The organism is Dyella sp. 333MFSha (genome assembly GCF_900102405.1).
In the GTDB taxonomy this organism is placed as follows: Bacteria; Pseudomonadota; Gammaproteobacteria; order Xanthomonadales; family Rhodanobacteraceae; genus Luteibacter; species Luteibacter mycovicinus.
In genome coordinates this window covers 921,670-939,048 of sequence record NZ_FNBR01000001.1, presented here as the reverse complement: position 1 = coordinate 939,048, position 17,379 = coordinate 921,670, and the positions used below count along the sequence as shown (strand labels likewise).

The 17,379-nt window shown below is 62.4% G+C and carries 13 protein-coding genes; 6 read left to right on the top strand and 7 right to left on the bottom strand.

Annotated features, from left to right (window positions below):
* The first annotated feature begins 81 nt into the window (after positions 1 to 81).
* Both BLT40_RS04280 and BLT40_RS04275 read left to right on the top strand, forming a co-directional pair.
* Positions 82 to 879: a thioesterase family protein gene (locus tag BLT40_RS04280; protein ID WP_090351685.1), complete on the top strand. Its 798-nt coding sequence runs from the start codon at positions 82 to 84 to the stop codon at positions 877 to 879.
* A 33-nt stretch (positions 880 to 912) separates the two neighbouring features.
* The gene (locus tag BLT40_RS04275) at positions 913 to 1,395 is read left to right on the top strand and encodes a GNAT family N-acetyltransferase (RefSeq protein WP_090351682.1); all 483 of its coding nucleotides are present in this window, start codon (positions 913 to 915) and stop codon (positions 1,393 to 1,395) included.
* 92 nt (positions 1,396 to 1,487) lie between these two features.
* Here BLT40_RS04275 and BLT40_RS04270 read toward each other — a convergent pair whose 3' ends face one another.
* The 3 genes from BLT40_RS04270 to BLT40_RS04260 form a co-directional block, all read right to left on the bottom strand.
* Complete coding sequence (locus tag BLT40_RS04270) at positions 1,488 to 1,871, bottom strand: response regulator (protein ID WP_239709161.1); 384 nt, start codon at positions 1,869 to 1,871, stop codon at positions 1,488 to 1,490.
* Positions 1,872 to 1,902: 31 nt separating this feature from the next.
* The gene (locus tag BLT40_RS04265; protein ID WP_090351679.1) at positions 1,903 to 3,342 is read right to left on the bottom strand and encodes a sensor histidine kinase; all 1,440 of its coding nucleotides are present in this window, start codon (positions 3,340 to 3,342) and stop codon (positions 1,903 to 1,905) included.
* Between the two features lie 202 nt (positions 3,343 to 3,544).
* Positions 3,545 to 4,375, bottom strand: coding sequence for an NAD-dependent epimerase/dehydratase family protein (locus BLT40_RS04260; RefSeq protein ID WP_090351677.1), 831 nt, complete (start codon positions 4,373 to 4,375; stop codon positions 3,545 to 3,547).
* Positions 4,376 to 4,527: 152 nt separating this feature from the next.
* Here BLT40_RS04260 and BLT40_RS04255 point away from each other — a divergent pair, with 152 nt between their 5' ends.
* A complete protein-coding gene (locus BLT40_RS04255; RefSeq protein WP_176809097.1) occupies positions 4,528 to 5,247 on the top strand; it encodes a helix-turn-helix domain-containing protein in 720 nt (239 codons plus the stop codon).
* Here BLT40_RS04255 and BLT40_RS04250 read toward each other — a convergent pair.
* Both BLT40_RS04250 and BLT40_RS04245 read right to left on the bottom strand, forming a co-directional pair.
* Positions 5,240 to 7,222, bottom strand: a complete 1,983-nt coding sequence (locus BLT40_RS04250) for an AAA family ATPase (RefSeq protein WP_090351672.1) — start codon at positions 7,220 to 7,222, stop codon at positions 5,240 to 5,242. The genes BLT40_RS04255 and BLT40_RS04250 overlap by 8 nt on opposite strands.
* Positions 7,223 to 7,303: 81 nt before the next feature.
* Positions 7,304 to 13,162, bottom strand: coding sequence for a DUF3320 domain-containing protein (locus BLT40_RS04245; RefSeq protein ID WP_090351669.1), 5,859 nt, complete (start codon positions 13,160 to 13,162; stop codon positions 7,304 to 7,306).
* A gap of 380 nt (positions 13,163 to 13,542) precedes the next feature.
* Here BLT40_RS04245 and BLT40_RS04240 point away from each other — a divergent pair, with 380 nt between their 5' ends.
* The gene (locus BLT40_RS04240) at positions 13,543 to 13,902 is read left to right on the top strand and encodes a helix-turn-helix domain-containing protein (protein WP_090351666.1); all 360 of its coding nucleotides are present in this window, start codon (positions 13,543 to 13,545) and stop codon (positions 13,900 to 13,902) included.
* Positions 13,903 to 13,984: 82 nt separating this feature from the next.
* Here the strand turns inward: BLT40_RS04240 and tehA are convergent, their stop codons facing one another.
* The gene (gene tehA / locus BLT40_RS04235) at positions 13,985 to 14,965 is read right to left on the bottom strand and encodes a dicarboxylate transporter/tellurite-resistance protein TehA (protein ID WP_090351664.1); all 981 of its coding nucleotides are present in this window, start codon (positions 14,963 to 14,965) and stop codon (positions 13,985 to 13,987) included.
* A gap of 114 nt (positions 14,966 to 15,079) precedes the next feature.
* Positions 15,080 to 15,352 carry a hypothetical protein gene (locus BLT40_RS04230; RefSeq protein WP_036112750.1) on the bottom strand — a complete coding sequence of 91 codons (273 nt, stop codon included), beginning with the start codon at positions 15,350 to 15,352 and terminating at the stop codon, positions 15,080 to 15,082.
* A gap of 586 nt (positions 15,353 to 15,938) precedes the next feature.
* Here BLT40_RS04230 and BLT40_RS04225 point away from each other — a divergent pair.
* Both BLT40_RS04225 and BLT40_RS04220 read left to right on the top strand, forming a co-directional pair.
* Entirely contained in the window at positions 15,939 to 16,766 is an 828-nt protein-coding gene (locus BLT40_RS04225; RefSeq protein ID WP_343123890.1) for an SDR family NAD(P)-dependent oxidoreductase, read from the top strand.
* Between the two features lie 11 nt (positions 16,767 to 16,777).
* Positions 16,778 to 17,374: a hypothetical protein gene (locus tag BLT40_RS04220; protein WP_090351658.1), complete on the top strand. Its 597-nt coding sequence runs from the start codon at positions 16,778 to 16,780 to the stop codon at positions 17,372 to 17,374.
* Positions 17,375 to 17,379 lie beyond the last annotated feature (5 nt).

The window sequence follows — 17,379 nt, the reverse complement described above, 5'->3', positions numbered from 1 at the left end:
ATACCTGCGTTGTCGGGCGCGTTGAGGTCGATCGGCCAGTTCGGCTAACCTCGCCGTTTCCCTGCGCAGAAAAACGCTTTGATGAGCACGCCCGTTGCCGACGCCTACTTCGTTCCGATCGCACCAGGGCGCTATCGTCCCACCGACCACGTCGGCGGGGGCTGGAATCCCGACGAACAGCACATCGCGCCGGTCATGGGCCTGCTCGCCCGCGAAATCGAAACGCACCATGCGTCGCGTCGGACCGACGTTCTGACCATCAGCCGTGCCACCTACGACATCCATGGCGTGCTTCCCATGGACGCGTTCGATATATCGGTCGACGTAATCCGCCCGGGCCGCACCATCGAGCTCGTCGAGGCCACCCTCACCTGTCAGGGACGCATCGCGATCACACTGCGCGCATGGCTGCTGGCGACATCCGACACGTCGACGATCGCAGGGGACGGATTCCCGTCTATGCCTCCGTTGGCGGACACCCCGCCGTGGGACTTCTCATCCCTGTGGCCGGGCGGCTTCGTACGAAGTGTGGAAGCGCGTCAGATCAAGGTCGATACCGGTCAGGCGACCAGCTGGGTGCGACCGGGGTTTCCGCTGATCGCCGATGCCGCCACCAGCCCCCTCGCAAGGATGCTCGGTGTCGTCGACGTCGCGAATGGCCTTTGCCCGAGGCGGCTGCCCGGTGACGTGGCGTTTCCCAATGTGGATCTGACCGCGCACATCCTGCGCTCTCCCGAGGGCGGCTGGCTGGGGCTGGCAAGCCACGCGTCGTTCGGACCGGCAGGGCTCGGGGTGACCCATAGCACGGTATACGACGAGCGCGGTCCCGTCGCTGTCATCAGTCAGTCGTTGACCGTCCGCCCGAAGGCGGCCGTCTAGAGCGCTACGCTGGCCATTCGCTACGGAGATAGCATGCTCACGTTCGACCCGGCGACCCACGCCGATACCGACGCCATCGCCGATCTCATCGTGTCCATACAAAGGGAGGAATTCGGCCTCCCGATCACCCGGGACGATCAACCGGATCTGGCCGACATCGACGGCTACTATCGCACCGGCCAGGGTGACTTCTGGGTCGCCCGACAGCGTGGCCGGATCGTGGGGACTATCGCGCTGAAGGACATCGGCGGCGGGATCGGCGCGCTTCGGAAGATGTTCGTCCATCGCGACTGGCGTGAGATCAGGCCGTCCGTGGCCGCAGGGCTGCTGGACGTCCTGGAGCAAACCGCGAGGAAGCGTGGATTTGGATCGCTCTACCTCGGCACCACCGCCCGCTTTCTTGCCGCACATCGTTTCTATGAGAAACACGGGTTTACAGTGGTCGATCCAGAGAGGCTACCGGCCATGTTTCCCCGGATGGCGGTGGACACGCGCTTCTACCGACGCGATCTGTAAGCGGTGGCGACGTCACCGTTCGCGTTCAGGGCGTTGCCGGGCGCGCTTCCGCGGCCAAACAGATGAATCAGGTCGATGCACCTCAGCTCAGCTCACCTCGGGCGCGCAGGATCCGGCACATCCGGCCTCCGCTCCGCCATGCTCCGAAGCAGGCCCACGAGTTGCTGCGCGTCATACGGCTTGGAAAGGAAGACTCCGCGCGCGGGCATCTCGTGGTTCGCGATACTGACATGACTGGACGTAACCACGATCTCGATCGGCGGCCAGCGGTCGCGGATCATCGCGGCAAGGCGAATGCCGTCCATGCCACCGGGCATATCGATGTCGGTAAACACGATGCGGATGTCGAGCCGGGTTTCCAGAATCCGCACGGCCGACGCGGCATCCGGCACGGAGACGACGTCAAAGCCACCGTCCTCGATCAGCTCTTCCGCCATGAGGCGCAGCAACGGTTCGTCTTCGACGATGAGAACCACGGGTTTCAAGGGAGATGCCTGGCCCACTGGGTCATACCTGCTGTAGATGCGAAAGCGGTGCGGAGAGCGTCAGTACGAACCCCTTAGGGTGGTACTCCGTACGAACATCGCCCGACCCCATGCCCATCCTGATCAGACGGGAGCCGAAGCCCTTGCGTTCGGGCTCGCTCACAAGCGGCCCACCCACTTCCTGCCACTTCAGATAGAACTGTTCGCTGTCGGTTGACCAACTGAGTCGTATCCTTCCCTCGGCATTCGAAAGAGCGCCGTACTTCACCGCGTTGGTCGTCAGCTCATGAAGCAGGAGCGACAGGGAAAGCGTGGCTTTCGGTCCGAGTTCGAACGCCGTGCCGATGAAATCCACACGGCTTTCCAGGCAGAAACGCCCGAAGGACGACTGCGCGATGGCTAGCACGGGCGCTCCGTGCCAGTTCTCCCGGAAGAGAATGTCGTGCGCCGAACTGAGTGCGTGAATGCGCTTTTCCAGTGCATCCACGGCGTCCCGCTCGGTCACGCCGCGCAAGGTCTGCACGGCCAGCGCCTGAACCATCATGAGCGTATTCTTCAGACGATGGCTCATCTCATGGTTGAGCACATCCTGCAGCTCTTCGTTTCTGCGACGCTCGGTGACGTCAGTAAAGAAGCCGATCAGCCGGTCGCCGTCGAGCGGCGTCAGACGGGTCTCGAACCAGCGGCCGTCGACCAGCGTCGAACGACCGACATGCACGACCGCCGAGCGATCCTTGAGTACGCCCTCGAACACCGGAAGCAATTCATCGATGGCCAGCGGCGCGACATCGCCCAGCATCGCACCGGTCGTCGCCGCCGGGTCGAGACCGGTGAGTCTTCCAAAAGATGGATTGACCTCTTCGAAACGGAAGTCGACGGCGGCGCCATCGGCCGAGCGCATGAGCTGACCGACGTAGAAGCCCTCCCGCATCTCCCCGAAAAGCGTACGGAATTTTCGCTCCGACGAACCGACGCGGATTTCCTTGTCGACGATGATCGCGATCATCTCGAGTACGCTGCGATCGTGCGCCGTCCATGCTCGCGGCTTCGTGTCGATCGCGGCCAGGGCCCCAATCAGTGAACCGTCGAGCGAGTGGATCGGCACGCCAAGGTACGCCTCTACGCCAAGATCGGGAATGGCGAGGTTGTTCTTTACCAGCGGCTCGGCGCGCGCATCCGGTACGTCGAACACTTCACCCCGCTCGACGACGTACTGGCAGAACGAATGAGTGATCGGGGTTTCGCCCATCGACGCCCAGGGCTCGGGCAGGCCAGAGTGACCAGCGAACACCTGACGGGTTTCGTCGACGATGGACACGATGGCGACGGGAACGCTAAGAACGTTCCGGACCAGTTCGGTGAGGTGTCCGAACTGGGCGCTCCCCGGCCGATCCAGCAGGCCGCTGCGGCGCAGTTCGTTGACTCGAAGGGAGCGGGTGTATGTGAAGGAATCGGCGGGCATGGGACATGGTCGGGGACGGGGCGACAAAGCCGCGTCAACGGGCTGCGATGAGACCGGATCCCGACTTTGTCATCCTCTTCCCGCGCGGAGCCTACGCGCCCATGCTGTCCGGCGTGTCCGAAGCCATGTCTCCGCGGCCACCCCGTAACCGGCCATCGTGAGCATTGTGGCTTGGTGGAAGACTTTTGAGCCGTCCCGCGGCCTAGAGAGCCCCCGCCTCCACAGCATCCCGCAGACGCGGAAAGACCGGTGAGAAACCCAGATCTTCGCGAATGCGGCGACCGTCCATGCGCACATTGAAGATCCTGGCTCGCTCAGCGTCCGAACCATCCGGAGGCAGCTCGCCGACCGCCTTGAACAACGTCGCCAGATCGGGATCTTCGTCGTCGACGACGTTGTAGATACGGTGCTTCGGCGTTTTCGCATGAAGCATGCGAACGACCGCCTGAGCGACGTCGTCATGATGCCCGAGCGACATCCGCATGTCGGCGGGGAACTTACGCATGAACGGCAGGACCTCGTTGATGTGCGGATCACCCGCGCCATAAACGAAGGGAAGACGAAGCACCCGGACATCCAGCCCGTCCATCGACAACAGCATCTTCTCGGCGGCAAGCTTGCTCACCGGGTACGCATCTACCGGCGCACAGCTATCCTCTTCGCCGGTCTGCGCTCCACCCTTGGGGCCGTACACCAGGCCCGTACTCGTGAAAACGAAGCGCCCTACCGAGGCGTTCTTGCTCGCCTCCGCCAGATGCCGCGTTCCCAGGTCGTTCGTCGCATGCGCCTGTTCATCGGTCGCGCCACGAAAAAACGCGGCGCAATGAACCACCGCGTCCACACCCTCCACCGCCTCAGGCAAGGAATCAGGCTCGAGCAGATCGCCCTTGACCAGTTCCACCTGGTCGCCCAGCATGTCCCCGGCGCGCTTCTCGTCGCGCACCAACGCCCTCACCTGCTCGCCATGCTCGATCAGGCGCTTCACGAGACGTGAACCCACCTTACCCGTCGCTCCGGTAACCAGGACCTTCATACGACACCGCCTTTCCGAAAGAATGAGCGGTCAGCGTACTCGCGGGATTTCCGGAGAATTGGATAAATCGGACAAGGCTTGTTAGCCGCCCGGTTTGTCTTCAGACTGACCCCATGCGCACAGAGATGCACCGTTATCACGACCCGCTGAGCATGCCCTTCCCGGCATCCGCGACTTACCTCGACCTCGTCGCAAGCCCAAGCGCCAATATGTATCTGGTCGCTCGCTACGGCCCGTCAATTCCCGGCGGACTGGACGTTCATGCGCTCGGTGCACGTCAGCGCGTTCATCGAAAGCGGATCTACCGCGGTCACCGCGCCGCCTTTGTCCGTGTTCCTTATGAGACTCACCAGGCCGTGTTCGGCGTGCCGGCGAGCGCGCTGGTGGGGCGGACGATTCCGATCGAGGAGATCTGGAGCAGAAGCGCTGCGGAGGATCTGATCGGGAAGCTGGCCGATACCCATGATTCCGCCACCGCTGCCTCCGTGCTGGAAGATGCGATCGCCCTGCGTGTCGCGTCGACGCCGATGGATGCCAGGCATGGCTTTGTGCGCCGGGCAGCCGGACTGCTGGAACACGCCAACGTCGGCGAAGTCTCAACGCAACTGGGAATCAGCGATCGTCATCTGCGTCGCGTCTTTCAGGAGGTGACGGGCCTCAATCCCAAGACGTTCGCCCGGCTGAAACGGTTCGACCGCGCCGTAAGCAGCGCGCTGAATAACGGCGAATCGAACTGGTCGAGCGTCGCGGTGGATGCGGGCTATTACGACCAGGCCCATCTCATCGCGGACTTTCATGTCATCGCCGGTACTACCCCGCAGAAGTTCCTGGCGGAGGTTCGCGATCAGCGCAGGCTGATCGCATTCAGGTGAACTGGCCGCGTCCCCGCGACACCCTGTCGGCAAGGATGTCGAGCGCATCGCCAGGCAACCAGAGTTCGTCCGTCGCACGGCTCATCGCGAGATAGACGGCGCGCACGCGCTCGTCGGCGCGACGTCGCTCGAGCGCTCCCGACAGCGTGTCGAAGCAACACGGCCACAAGGTCACCTGGCTGAACTCCAGGCTCTTGCAATGCTCCAGCAGGCCCAGGGTCAGTCCTTCCGCTTCCGCGTCCTTCTGGGAGCCGAGCAGCGACTGCATATCCGTGCTGCCGAAATCCCGTTCGAACAGCCGCACGACCCTGCTGTAGCCGATCCTCTCCAGGTGCCCTGCCAGTGCGCTCCAGGACGTGTACTCCCGGTTGCCGTAATACCGTGTCACGTGGTCCCCACGTCGCATGCCGATCGCATCTTCGGTGGCACGTGCCAGGTCGCTCTCCGTGGCGGGCAGCAACCGGAACGGCACGCCCTGGCTCTTAAGCCGTAGCGCGTCCTCCAGAATGGACCACACGCTCCCATAGACGCGAAGCCCTGCGAGTGGCAGCGTGTCGGTCGACTGATAGAAATACCGTCGCGTGTAATGCTCTCGCGAACCCTCGAGCGACTCGACGACCAGCTCCGTACTGTGCATGTCGAGCACCGACCGGATGAGTCCGACCGCCTGACCACCGGCGCGTACCGACCGGGTCAGCGTCAACGCCTTGCCCGACCCGTAGTTGGCCATGACCCCGCTCAACTTCTGATAGGGATCGCCCATGGTCACGCAGCCATCGGGGTAGCGACGAATGAGGGCGAGCAACGGGGCGGGAAGATCGTGGGCCTCGTCGATGAGCAGCGTGCCCATCGGTGGCAACGAGGCGCCCTCGACGTCGAGCCATTTGAACAGGTGATACGCGCGAACGGTGAACGGTCGCTCGGTCTTGTTCCCGAGCGGTTGCAGCATCAGCTCCCACACGCGGCGTGCCATCGCCACGTAAGCGGCGCGCTCATCCACCGAGAGGCCGTCGTTGAAGCGCACGTGCTCCGGACCGATCTGCGGCGCATCCGTGTAGCACCACCGGTTGATGATGCGATCGACCGCCGCAAGCACCCTGGCCGGACTATCGCCGGCAATCGACACGATGCCCGCGGCCTGCAATCGTGCTTCGAGCGGCATACTGGCTTCGCGCACCGTCGGCGCCCGCACCCAGCGGATGCTGTTGCCCTGGACGTGCGCGGTGGCCATGTCATTGGCGAGCGTGCGAAGCACCACGCTGGAGACCGCACGAGTCCCTACGCGCTCGTTGAAGGCGTGCTGGTGCGCATGGGTCGGCGCGAGGTGCGTGAAACGACGACCGCTGGTCGCGAGGGCGAACATGAGGTGCGTCTTGCCGGTTCCGGCAAACGCGGTGATCGCGTAATGCTCGCTCGAGGATGCCGCGATGGCCCTTACCGCGCGGACCTGATCCGTCGTTCCACGAAGGTGGAACGTGGGACGGACCACTTCGACGACCTGATCGCCCGCCATCGGTTGTTCGACGTCGCCGTCCTCGTCGTCCGCCCCGAGGTCTTCTTCGAGTCGAACGCTCACCTCCATGAAGGTTTCACGACAGGCCGCCTGAAACCCGTGCGAGAACTCGCCGTCCTCCCCGAGCCACGCCTCGGCCGCCATGACCTCGACATCGGCGAAAGCGACGCCCTGATCGCCAAGCAAGCCTGCGACCTCACCAAATCCCATGTCCGCGAGGACGGCACGCTGCGCCAGGAGATCGCGCTCGCCGTCCGCCAGCGGCTGGCCATCGAAGAGTTGGCGCGCCTCGTCCACCAGGCGATAGAGGTCGCCGCGACCCAGCGGGCGCTGCGTCGCCAGCATCATGGCCAGCAGCGCCGCGCGCTCGATCGACGCCTCCGGAACCGCGCCGTGGCTGATGAAGGCCGAGGCGGCGAATTCGGTCACCGGAAGGTACCAGGCGTCAACGCGAGCGTGCATGCACCTTCCCGGTATCGATGGACGGTATGCCGAGAGTCAAGCTAGCCATCGTTGATCTCCTCTAAGCGGCATTTGTAGCGCTCACGAACCGAGTGACAGTGCATGCTCAATCCTTACCCGCGCCTGCGCGCTCAGCCGCCTGACGCCGAAGACTCGGCCGATCTCGACCACTGGATCCGCGCCGCTCACGGAGCGCGCTGAGGCTACGAGCTCGTGCATCGACACCTCCTCGATTGACCGAACGTCCCCTGGCCCAGACGGCTCACGATAAGTGGTCCACATATTTACCGCATCGGCATCAACCCAGACGAAAGCGCCCTCGAGCGGATCAGCCTCCACGTGATGGTAACGGTCGACGAGTTCGAGCACGCGCTCCCTGATCAGTCGCCCTGCCCGCAAGAATCCATGAGTCCTTGCGACGCGCTGCACCAGCAGCGTATCCAACATGGGCGATTCTTGCTCAAGCACCCGGCGAATAATGATCCGCAACGCCTCGTCATATTCAGGGAGATAGAAACGTGCCGGATCGACCGAACCGGCGAGGTCACCGAGATCCGCCACAACGTACTTCGCACGGCGTGCATCCACCGTGTCCGAGCGACGAGCGATAATGACATCCTGCGAGACGGTTGTTGTCTCAACGCGGCCTGAGGACTTCTCGGCCTGGACAACCTCCTCAGGCTCGGCGACGACGACCTCAGGAACGTCCTTGGGCAGCAGACGTTCCGATGTCTTCGGGTCGGTGGCCTTCACGGCAGGCGCCTTCGCCGGAGAGGTTGCGCGAGATCGCTCGAGTAAATCGACAATAGCAAGGTGCAGACGGCCCAGTGCGCCTTCCTTGTCCACCCACCATTCTGTCGACCATACCCTGAGCAGTTTCCACCCGAGCCCCTGCAGGATGGCGCTGCGAACTTTGTCACGGTCACGAGCTGTAGCAGCGCTGTGATACGTCGCACCATCGCATTCGACGCCAACCAGATAGTCACCGGGCCGGTCCGGATGCACGATACCCAGATCGATACGAAATCGTGATACGCCAATCTGAGGCACTACGTCCCACCCCTTAGCCCGAAGACCGTCGGCGACATAACGTTCAAAAGGCGAGTCATAGCTACCCACCGACCCCCGCACGGCTTCCGCCAGCGCCCGGGGCCCGCGCTGCGCAAATTCAATGAAGTGCCTCAAATCGGCCACCGCTCTGGCGGATGTTCGATTGAGGTCGATCATCGATGGATCGAACGACGTGAAGGCCAGCATTTCGCGCCGGGCACGCGTCACAGCGACATTCAGACGGCGCCATCCACCTTCCTTGTTGAGCGGCCCAAAGTTCATCGACATCGTGTTCGCGTCGGAGGCCGTCGGCCCATAGCCGATGCCGAGCATGATGACGTCGCGCTCATCACCTTGCACCGTTTCAAGGTTCTTCACGATGACGGGCTCGGCCAGCTCTGGCTGGAAATACGGCTCGATGTCCGGATGAACCTGACGAGCGGCATCAAGCAAGTCGTTGACGAGCTTCTGCTGATCCGAGTTGAGCGTAATGATGCCAATCGACTGGCCGGACGCAATGAAAGCCGGATCGGTCAGACGCCTGACCGTCTCGGCCACGATCGCCTCCGCCTCGCGTTGATTGTTGCGCCCTTTGCCCTTCGCATACACGCCTCCCACGCGCCGCCACTCGACAGCGCTGGGGCGCGTCTCCGCCGCCGGGAACGTAATCAATTCATCGTCGTAATAACGGTGATTGGAGAAGGCGATCAGGCTTTCGTGCCGGCTCCGGTAATGCCAGGTGAGGCGATGACTCGGTACGCCCGCACCAAGGCACTCATCGAGAATGCTCTCGAGATCCTCCGCCGTATCGTCGTCGTCCGCACTGGCGGCGCGATTGAAGAAGCTGGTCGGCGGCATCTGACGTGGATCGCCAGCAATCACCACCTGCTTGCCGCGCGCAATGGATCCGATCGCATCCCACGGTGCGATCTGGGACGCCTCATCGAAGATCACAAGGTCGAAGAGTGCCTGGTCGGCAGGGAGATATTGCGCGATCGAAAGCGGACTCATCAGCATGCAGGGCGCCAGCCTTGCCATGGCGTCACCCATCTCCGCAGCGAGTTGACGGACGGGCTTATGCCTGCGCGACTTCTGTAATTCGTGCTTCAGGATCCCGTATCCGCCATTCTTGGGAACATCGTTCTTGGCAGGGATTACGCCACTGAGCTTAGCTCGGATATACCGGACCGTAAGTTTGGCGACTTTCTCATCAAGACGTCGGAAGTTCTCGATGTCATTCGCATGTTCGGAGGCCACAAATCCGCGCAGGAGCGGCTCGGCGTCAATGGCAGCACTGGCGAACCACCTTGCGTAGGCCGCCTCGAACATGTCCGTTGCCGTGTCCGATGGGGGCGCTCCAAGCTCGACGACCTCGATGATCGTCCGCAGTCCGAGCGTATGCGCTTCGTCGCGTACCCGACACCAATCGCACCATGCCTTGATCTGGCGCTCCTGTGAAAGAATCGCCTGACAGGACCCGTAGAGGTGATCGAGATCGGCATCGGGGTTCAAGACCGACCCGGTGAGTTCGGCGAACTTCGCCAGCGCGCCCTTGAACGCGTCGTACGTCGTTTTGAGGTGCGTAGCCGCACCCACAACGGTCCCGCCCGCGCCCAACATCTCGTTACCGTCGACAATGAGGGAGCCAGCGGCCTTCCGAAGTTCGATCAGATGCTCCGGCGACTTCGCTAGCGCGACTAGCGAGGCAAGGATATTCGCTCCGAGCTCCAACGCCGATGCGACCCTGGCAACGTCTGTCGACAACCCGTTCCAGCCGGGCACGCCAATCAGTTCGCCACCCGCGAGGTCAATCTTGCCCAGCAACTGGTGCATCTCAGCCAGCCTCGGCAGGTCAGCTTGTACATCAGGCACGCTTCCCGTCGCACCGGCCAGGGCAAGTGCCTTGCTGACCCGCTTCTTCGCCAGCGTCGCTAGGAACCAGAATTTCTCACCTGCTGCCACCCACTCCGCGTTGAACCGTGCCAGTTCGATTCGACGGACGGCCTCCGGGGCATACGCTACCGACAAAGTTTTCTCGACGTCCCGGTAAGACTGAATCTGTTCGAGCACCGTCCCGACTGCGGCCTGAACCGCACTGAACGTTGGCGCGAAGACGAAGCGCAGGTCCACGTCATAGGCGGCGGCCAGTAACCGTGTGAAGGCGATGAGCAGACCGACACCCGCGTGATCCGTCTCGTTGAGAGGCAGTCGGGTTGCCTCAAGTGTGCGGTGTACGTCCGACCGGCAGGCGTCGATGGCGGCGGCCAGTGTACGAGCACTACCGACCAGGGCTTCCTGCCATCCGTTCGACCATTCGCCTGTACGAACCACATTGAGTCCGCTCGCTTGCGACAGCACCTGCCGATTGAGATCGACACGTTCGGCGACTGAACGCAGCTGGGCAATCTCCTCGGCGCTGTGCCGCGTCGTAGCGGGCCAGGCCAGACGGGGGGTCGCCGGAGTGACGTCTCGCACCGCACGGCCGATAGCCGTATGAATCGTCAGACCGTTCGGCCAGCGACGGTGAAGCACGCCCACCAAACCATTGAGGCGGTCACGAATCATCTTGACCTTTGCCGCCTCTTCGCGCCATTCGTCGGCGGAGAGCAGATCGCGCGTATCCCAGGCACGCTCCAGCTGCTTCAGGACTTCGGCCTTGGACGCCTTGCTCGAGTGCAGTTCCAGACAGAATTCGCCCAGCCCTCGCTCATCGAGTCGACGCTTCACGACGTCCAGAGCGGCCATTTTCTCTGCTACGAACAGTACCCGCCGACCCAAGGCCAGGTTATGCGCGATCATGTTGGCGATCGTCTGCGACTTGCCCGTTCCTGGAGGCCCGTCGAGAACAAAGCTATGCCCCGCGGCGGAAGCCACAACCGCGGCCAACTGCGATGAGTCCGCTGGCAAAGGGATGAACAGGTTAGCCGGATCGGTGACCTGATCCAGGGTTTCCGGCCGCGGAAACTCCCCCGTGTTTGAGAACACACCGGCTTCAGTTCGATCTCCCAGAAGGTGCTTCACCATCGGGCTTTCGAGCAATTGCTCCGAACGGTCGGACAAGTCCTTCGACATGAGGTATTTGGAGAATGAGAACGTCCCCAGAACCAGATCGGGTACCACTTCAAATCCAGGAACGTCCCGAACCGCATGACGTACCCGATTCCAGATACCGTTGACATCGATGCCGCTTTCGTCCGTGGGAAGGTCGGCACCGAGGCCGGGAATCACCAATTCGAAATCGTGACGAAGCAACTCCAGCAACGTGAGGTTGAACCGCGGTTCCTCATCGATCATGGTCATGACGACACCGGAGAGCGCGCTCTTTCGTTCGAGCTTGACCGGCACGAGAATGAGCGGCGCGGAGTACGTCTTCGGATCTTCCGCAGCTTTCTTCCACTTAAGGAAGCCAAGTGCGAGGTACAGCGTGTTCGCACCGCCTTCGTCCAGATCGCTGCGCGCCTTGCGATACATGTCGACCAGCGAAGCCTCCAGCTTCGACTTCTCCAGGGTTGCCAGGACTTCCGATCGCTCCAGCGCGCTGCGCGCGTACTCGTCACGAAGGTTCTCGCGATTTTGCTGCTCGTAAAGAGCGGGATCGCGGCCACTGGCCGTCAGATCCGGCATGGAAACGATGCGAATACGCTTGCCTTCGGCCAGCCGATCCTCGAGCAGTGCAGGGTCCGGGCAGATGAGGCGGATGGCCTTTGCGCTTTCCGGCACATGAAGCAGACGGTTGCGTGTTGTCAGATCCAGCAGCTTCCGCTGCCACAGTTCCAGCTTTCCGGCGGGGGTATCCGGCTCGGCGGGAACTTCGACATCGAACGCGGGCAGCTGCGGTGCGTTCTCAAGCGCATCGAAGCTGGCGGACTCGGCAGGTGTCGCGGCCTCGGTATCCGGTTGTGAGCCCGACCCCAGCGCGAGCGGCCTGATTCGCTGCATGCGTGCGCGACGCACATCGACGGCCATCACAAAATCATCGTCATTGAGCTGACGGATAGCCTGCTCCACCGCGACGCTGAAGCCTGGCGCGTGAGCATTCGTGGAAAGGGTGGTTTCGAAGGCCACCAGCTCCTTCAACTCGATGCGCTTGCGGACGGATGACGCCTCGTCCGTGATCAGACTGGAAAACTCTTGCGGCTGCAGCCACGCGCCGACGAAAGCGTGCCCCCTGGTCAGGATAACCAGCGGATTCATTCCAGCCTGCTCAATCGCAGCGGCGAACAGCAACGCCGTGTCCAGGCAAGTCGCGACACCGCCGGAAAGCGCGATGGTCGGGGTGCGAATTTTCTGGCCATGACTTTCGAAGCTCGCCGGAGGGAGCGCGTAGCTGAGCTTGAGCCCACAGACGGCCGACCAGATAGCCGACACCAGTTCCCAACTGCGTGTGCGGGAACGCGCCTCGTACCCATCAATCGCGTCCTTCTTGCCGGCTCGGCGCAGGACGTCGGATGCCCCCTTCAATATACGGTCCACCGCCTGGTCATTCGGCATGACGAAGGCGGCAAGCAGGTCGGGCATGGAGCCAGCCCCGCCCCATTGGTTCTTCGGCAGAAGCTCAACGGGAAAGTTCGCGCGCGCAAGCAGCGCCTCGCCATGGATCAGGCGTATCGAGAGCTCACTGGTGATGCTCTCGGCGATGTCGTGCAGGAACGCGGCCACCAGCCGGATATCCCGATCAGCGATGCGCAGCGTGTCACCCGCGCCCAGATGGTCGAGTCGCCAGGATTTCGGCTCCACGAACGGCAGATCAGTCGTGAGTTCCAGGGTGAGATTGTCGAAGACCTCCGTGCCTGTATGGATGACCGAGAGGTCCCGAAGGAGCGGCACGGCGTTCTGGTGAGCGGCAAAGCCCGTCTTCGATGCGACGACGGCTTCTATCCTGATGTCCATTAGGGGGAACACTCCTCGCGTACCGTTGATCCGGCCATTTTAGGCGATACATTGAACGCGCGCGCAGGTACCGTCCGGTCGGCAGGGCCGTTGGGGGACAAGCGTTTTACGATTTTTAAAAAAGGTTGCCTGGCTGCATGGTCGGACTCACGTACGATTCATGTACTGCGAAGTATATTTATTCCCAAGGTTGCCGAGAGGCACCGGTCCCAGCATATCCGGGCAGTTCCCCTGCTGCCTTTTGCAACGACGGATGTTTCTCAAACCCGCGGTCCCCTCCGCGGGTTTTTATTTGCCATAGATTTCGTCTAAGAGGTTCGATTACACCTCTTATTAAGGGGCCAATAGACACCTCTTAGCAGCCAACCTATCATAAGTACATGAAATCACTGGCGGAATTGCTTGCCAATAAGCGGCCTCCCGCGCCCTCCCCGGAAGACTTCCCACGCGAGGTCGGAAACCGGATTCGGCGGCAGCGGATGGCGTTCGCGTGGCGACAGGCCGATCTCGCCACGCGCGCTGGCGTTTCCGAAAGCACGATCAAAGCTGCGGAGAAAGGGTCCCCCGTCTCTTCGGAGAATCTCCTGCGGCTGTTACTCGCCCTGGGACATGGCTCCGACGTCATTAAGATGCTCGACGCGCCTCACTACCCTGATCTCGACGCGCAAGCTCGTTTCTTCGAGATGAAGCCAACCGCCTCGCCTGCCCTGGCGAAAAAGCGCGTCCGCCCCAAAGCGTAGGAACGCGATGCCTGTCGATAGCGACGATCGACGGACATCTCGCTGACGTTTCCACCGTGTTGCTTCAGGCCGGTAGTTCACCTCAGGGTGCACGTCCGAATGGCGCGACCGGTGCGGGTCGCGGAATCAGTTTGTTCTGTGCGAGCCGAACCACGGTTCCCACCACCAGGACAGCCATGACCGCGTTGGTGATGACGAACAACACCGGCGCCATGTCGGCGACAGCGCCCGTGAGTCCACGCGCTGACATCTGAAGCGCATCGCCGGAGAGTGCGGTGACGCCGAAGCTGAAGGCCCAGTAAGCCGGTGCGAAAGCCTGCTTCAAAATCCACGGTAGCAGCCGGATCAATAGAAGCGCCTGCAACAGACCATATCCCCAGATCGCCTGCAGGACGAGATCGGGAGGACCCTTCGTGTTGGCAAGCCAGGCGGCCACGGCGACGACGGGAGGCGCGAGTTGAATGCCGAGCGTGGGGCGCAGAGGCACGGCAAGTGCGCTCGCATGGAAGAGTCGGAAAATGATGATGGATTCCAGCGCGAACCAGCTCAACAGGCCCCCGCCGGCGAACAGGATCCCCCACGAAGAAAACCCGAGGACACCGCATCCTATAGCGATGATGAAGTTTCCGGCCACGGACGGCAGATAGATAATGGGTGTCGTCGTGACGACGTCGCGTTCGCCCTGCAGCATTGCCCCGAATCGCCAGAGCCAGAACGTCACCTGCCCTACCCCGCCGACAACCAGCGCGCCGACGGCAACGTGGTACGCGTACGGGTGAATCACCAGCGCCATCAGCACGGTCGACGAAGGCGCGAGGCCGATAAAACAGCATTGCACCGGATGCCGCGCTTCCTCGACAGCCGCCGCACGGTCGAAGCACCACTTGTACGCGTAAGCCACGATGAGCGTTCCCCACACGACGAGCGCAAGGAACATCACCGCTTCACCCACGATCGCCGGCAGTCCCCAGAGAGACGCGGCCACCCGCCAGTTCCCTCCTAGCCCTACGAGGCCGAGGACGATACCGAAGAACGATGCCGGGATAGTTGCGCGGGATGACATGAACAGGGTCCTTTTTTGCCCAGCATCCGGGTCGCACGCCGTGACGTCTAGGAAGAACGCTCCCAAATTGAACGTAATGACAGTCCGCTCCGATGGGTTCGCCGCGAAAGGCGATCAGTCCGCTTGCCCCCAGCACATCCGTACGTGTGCCTGCGCCATGCAATGGATGCCCATGCGCATCAATGCGCCGATCGCTTCCATCCCCAGCGCGACGCGCTGGCAATCCATCGCGTCCGACTCGTGGATCAGGTCAGCGAGCAAGCCATTCAGCCCGCGCGCATATTGCAGCCACTCCGTTGCTTCGTTCATGAGGTCATGCGGCGTGGCTCCGGGGTCCGCGTGGTAACTGAGGCCATCGTCCATCGACTGGCGCTGAGACGTATTCATGAAACTCTCCTTGGTAGCAACCCACCCCGCGCATCCAGGTGCGGCACGCCGGGCGTAAGCAAGGCGTGCCGCGGATCAAACGGATTCGCGGGTTCATCGGCTGCCTGTGACCAGGCGCCGGGGCGGCGTGATTGACGAAGTGTGTGGCGGCGTCAGCGCGTTTTGCCGATCCGGCCGCGTACGCGCCGGGTGGTACGGCTGAGAACAAGCTCAGTTAAACGGCCGCTGCCGCGATTCTTCAACCGTGTCTGCGAGGTCGGCACACGTCCCGGTGACCGGTGGGGTTGTCGCCGGGGGGATCCGGCGGGCGAGCGAGTACCGTATGATCGGGGGTAGCCATTTCAACTGTCTCTTAGTTGGTTTGGTCAGCGGGTCGAGGGTGTCTCACCACCCTTGGCCCGCGCTTCTCACCGCTTTGAGCGATGGTTGCCTGCGAGGCTTCGAGAGCATCGACGCAGGCAACGGGACAAACCGTAGCAAATCAACTTGCGGTTGTCTGTAGGGGTAGCTGATCTATGCCTTTCGCCACGTGGGGTGAAGTGCCGTAACACACGCATCCAAGCGCACCTGCCGCCGTTGTCGAATAATGGCATCACGACAATTCCTCGAAGAGCATCGCACCATGAGTCAACATCGAACCGCATTGGTAACGGGCGCGTCATCCGGTATCGGATTGACCTATGCCGACCGACTCGCCAGGCGCGGCTTCGATCTCGTGCTGGTCGCACGCCGCACGGACCGCCTCGAGCAGCTTGCCGCTGAGCTCACCCGTGACCATGGGATCAAAGTCACCACTCTCACGGCAGACCTCTCCACAGAGACAGGGTGCCGAAGTGTCGAGCAAGTCATCGCCGATGACGCGAGCGTCGATTTTCTCGTCAACAACGCAGGCATGGGGAAACTTGGTGCCCTCTCCGACACGAAGGTCGACGACCTGGCCACCCTGATCAACGTCAACGTTCTTGCCCTTGCGCGCCTGTCCCTCGCCGCCATGCAGGCGTTCACGAAACGGGGGAGCGGTACCGTCGTGAACATGTGCTCGATCAGTGCGTTTCGCGCCGTCGCCGGTGGAGCGGCCTACAGCGGCTCGAAGGCGTTCGTGCTGAACTTCACCCGCTCGCTGAATCTGGAAACCCGAGGTACAGACGTACGGTTTCAATGCGTGCTGCCTGGTCCGGTAAAAACGGAGTTCTTTGCCGCGTCGGGTGTCGACGACTCCCTGTTTCCGGCGGGTTCGTTTATTACCTCGGAACAGCTCGTCGACGCCGCGCTACGTGGACTCGATCTTGGGGAAGAGGTCACCATTCCCACGCTTGAGCATGCGTCGTCGTTCGAGACCCTCGCCGAGGCTTTCACCCAGTTGCGGGAGGATGCGGGACGGGAAGGCATCATTGCGACGCGCTACCGAACCTGACGGGACGTATCGTGCCTATAAAGAGCCTGCTCTCGAAGCTCAGCGCCGCATTGACAGCATGCAGTCTGGCGACGGCAACGCCGCAGGCCGCCGAGGCAGCACCGCCGATGTCACTCGCCGAGCTGGTTTCCGGAGCGATCCCGCTCATTCCTGGCGACGCGGCAACGATGCAGGCGTATCTCCAGTCGCCCATGGTGGCGCCAGCAGACGGGAGAAACGGGTGGCGCTATCCGCCCGTATCTTATCGGACCCGCGAGGGATTCCTCCTGCGCCTTGTGCTTATTTCGGACTGGGAGAGCCCCGCTCCGCCCCCCGTCGTGCGGCTATCGGCCGCCGTGGATGCGGGGCGTTGTGTCAATGGCAAAAAGCTCACTGAAGAGATAACGCGCCGAAGAGGCATCCACTGGACTGCACTCAGCGACAGCGGGAGGCGAAGCGGATGGACCGCCATCGACTCCGCAAAGTACGTGACCGTCAACCAGTGGGGCGACTGCGTGTCGTCGATCGCCATCGACGTTCGTCGGCAGCCCAGAATGTCACCGCCGATCCGGCCAATGAGAATCGACGCGTCCGGCCACGTGGTGCCGGTTGCCTTGCCTCGGCACTGACCGCC

Coding starts and splice junctions, on each gene's coding strand:
- BLT40_RS04275 (WP_090351682.1), top strand. CDS start 913: ATGCTCACGTTCGACCCGGCGACCCACGCCGATACCGACGCCATCGCC.
- BLT40_RS04230 (WP_036112750.1), bottom strand. CDS start 15,352: ATGAATACGTCTCAGCGCCAGTCGATGGACGATGGCCTCAGTTACCAC.
- BLT40_RS04250 (WP_090351672.1), bottom strand. CDS start 7,222: ATGCACGCTCGCGTTGACGCCTGGTACCTTCCGGTGACCGAATTCGCC.
- BLT40_RS04260 (WP_090351677.1), bottom strand. CDS start 4,375: ATGAAGGTCCTGGTTACCGGAGCGACGGGTAAGGTGGGTTCACGTCTC.
- BLT40_RS04225 (WP_343123890.1), top strand. CDS start 15,939: ATGGCATCACGACAATTCCTCGAAGAGCATCGCACCATGAGTCAACAT.
- tehA (WP_090351664.1), bottom strand. CDS start 14,965: ATGTCATCCCGCGCAACTATCCCGGCATCGTTCTTCGGTATCGTCCTC.
- BLT40_RS04245 (WP_090351669.1), bottom strand. CDS start 13,162: ATGGACATCAGGATAGAAGCCGTCGTCGCATCGAAGACGGGCTTTGCC.
- BLT40_RS04240 (WP_090351666.1), top strand. CDS start 13,543: ATGAAATCACTGGCGGAATTGCTTGCCAATAAGCGGCCTCCCGCGCCC.
- BLT40_RS04265 (WP_090351679.1), bottom strand. CDS start 3,342: ATGCCCGCCGATTCCTTCACATACACCCGCTCCCTTCGAGTCAACGAA.
- BLT40_RS04255 (WP_176809097.1), top strand. CDS start 4,528: ATGCCCTTCCCGGCATCCGCGACTTACCTCGACCTCGTCGCAAGCCCA.
- BLT40_RS04280 (WP_090351685.1), top strand. CDS start 82: ATGAGCACGCCCGTTGCCGACGCCTACTTCGTTCCGATCGCACCAGGG.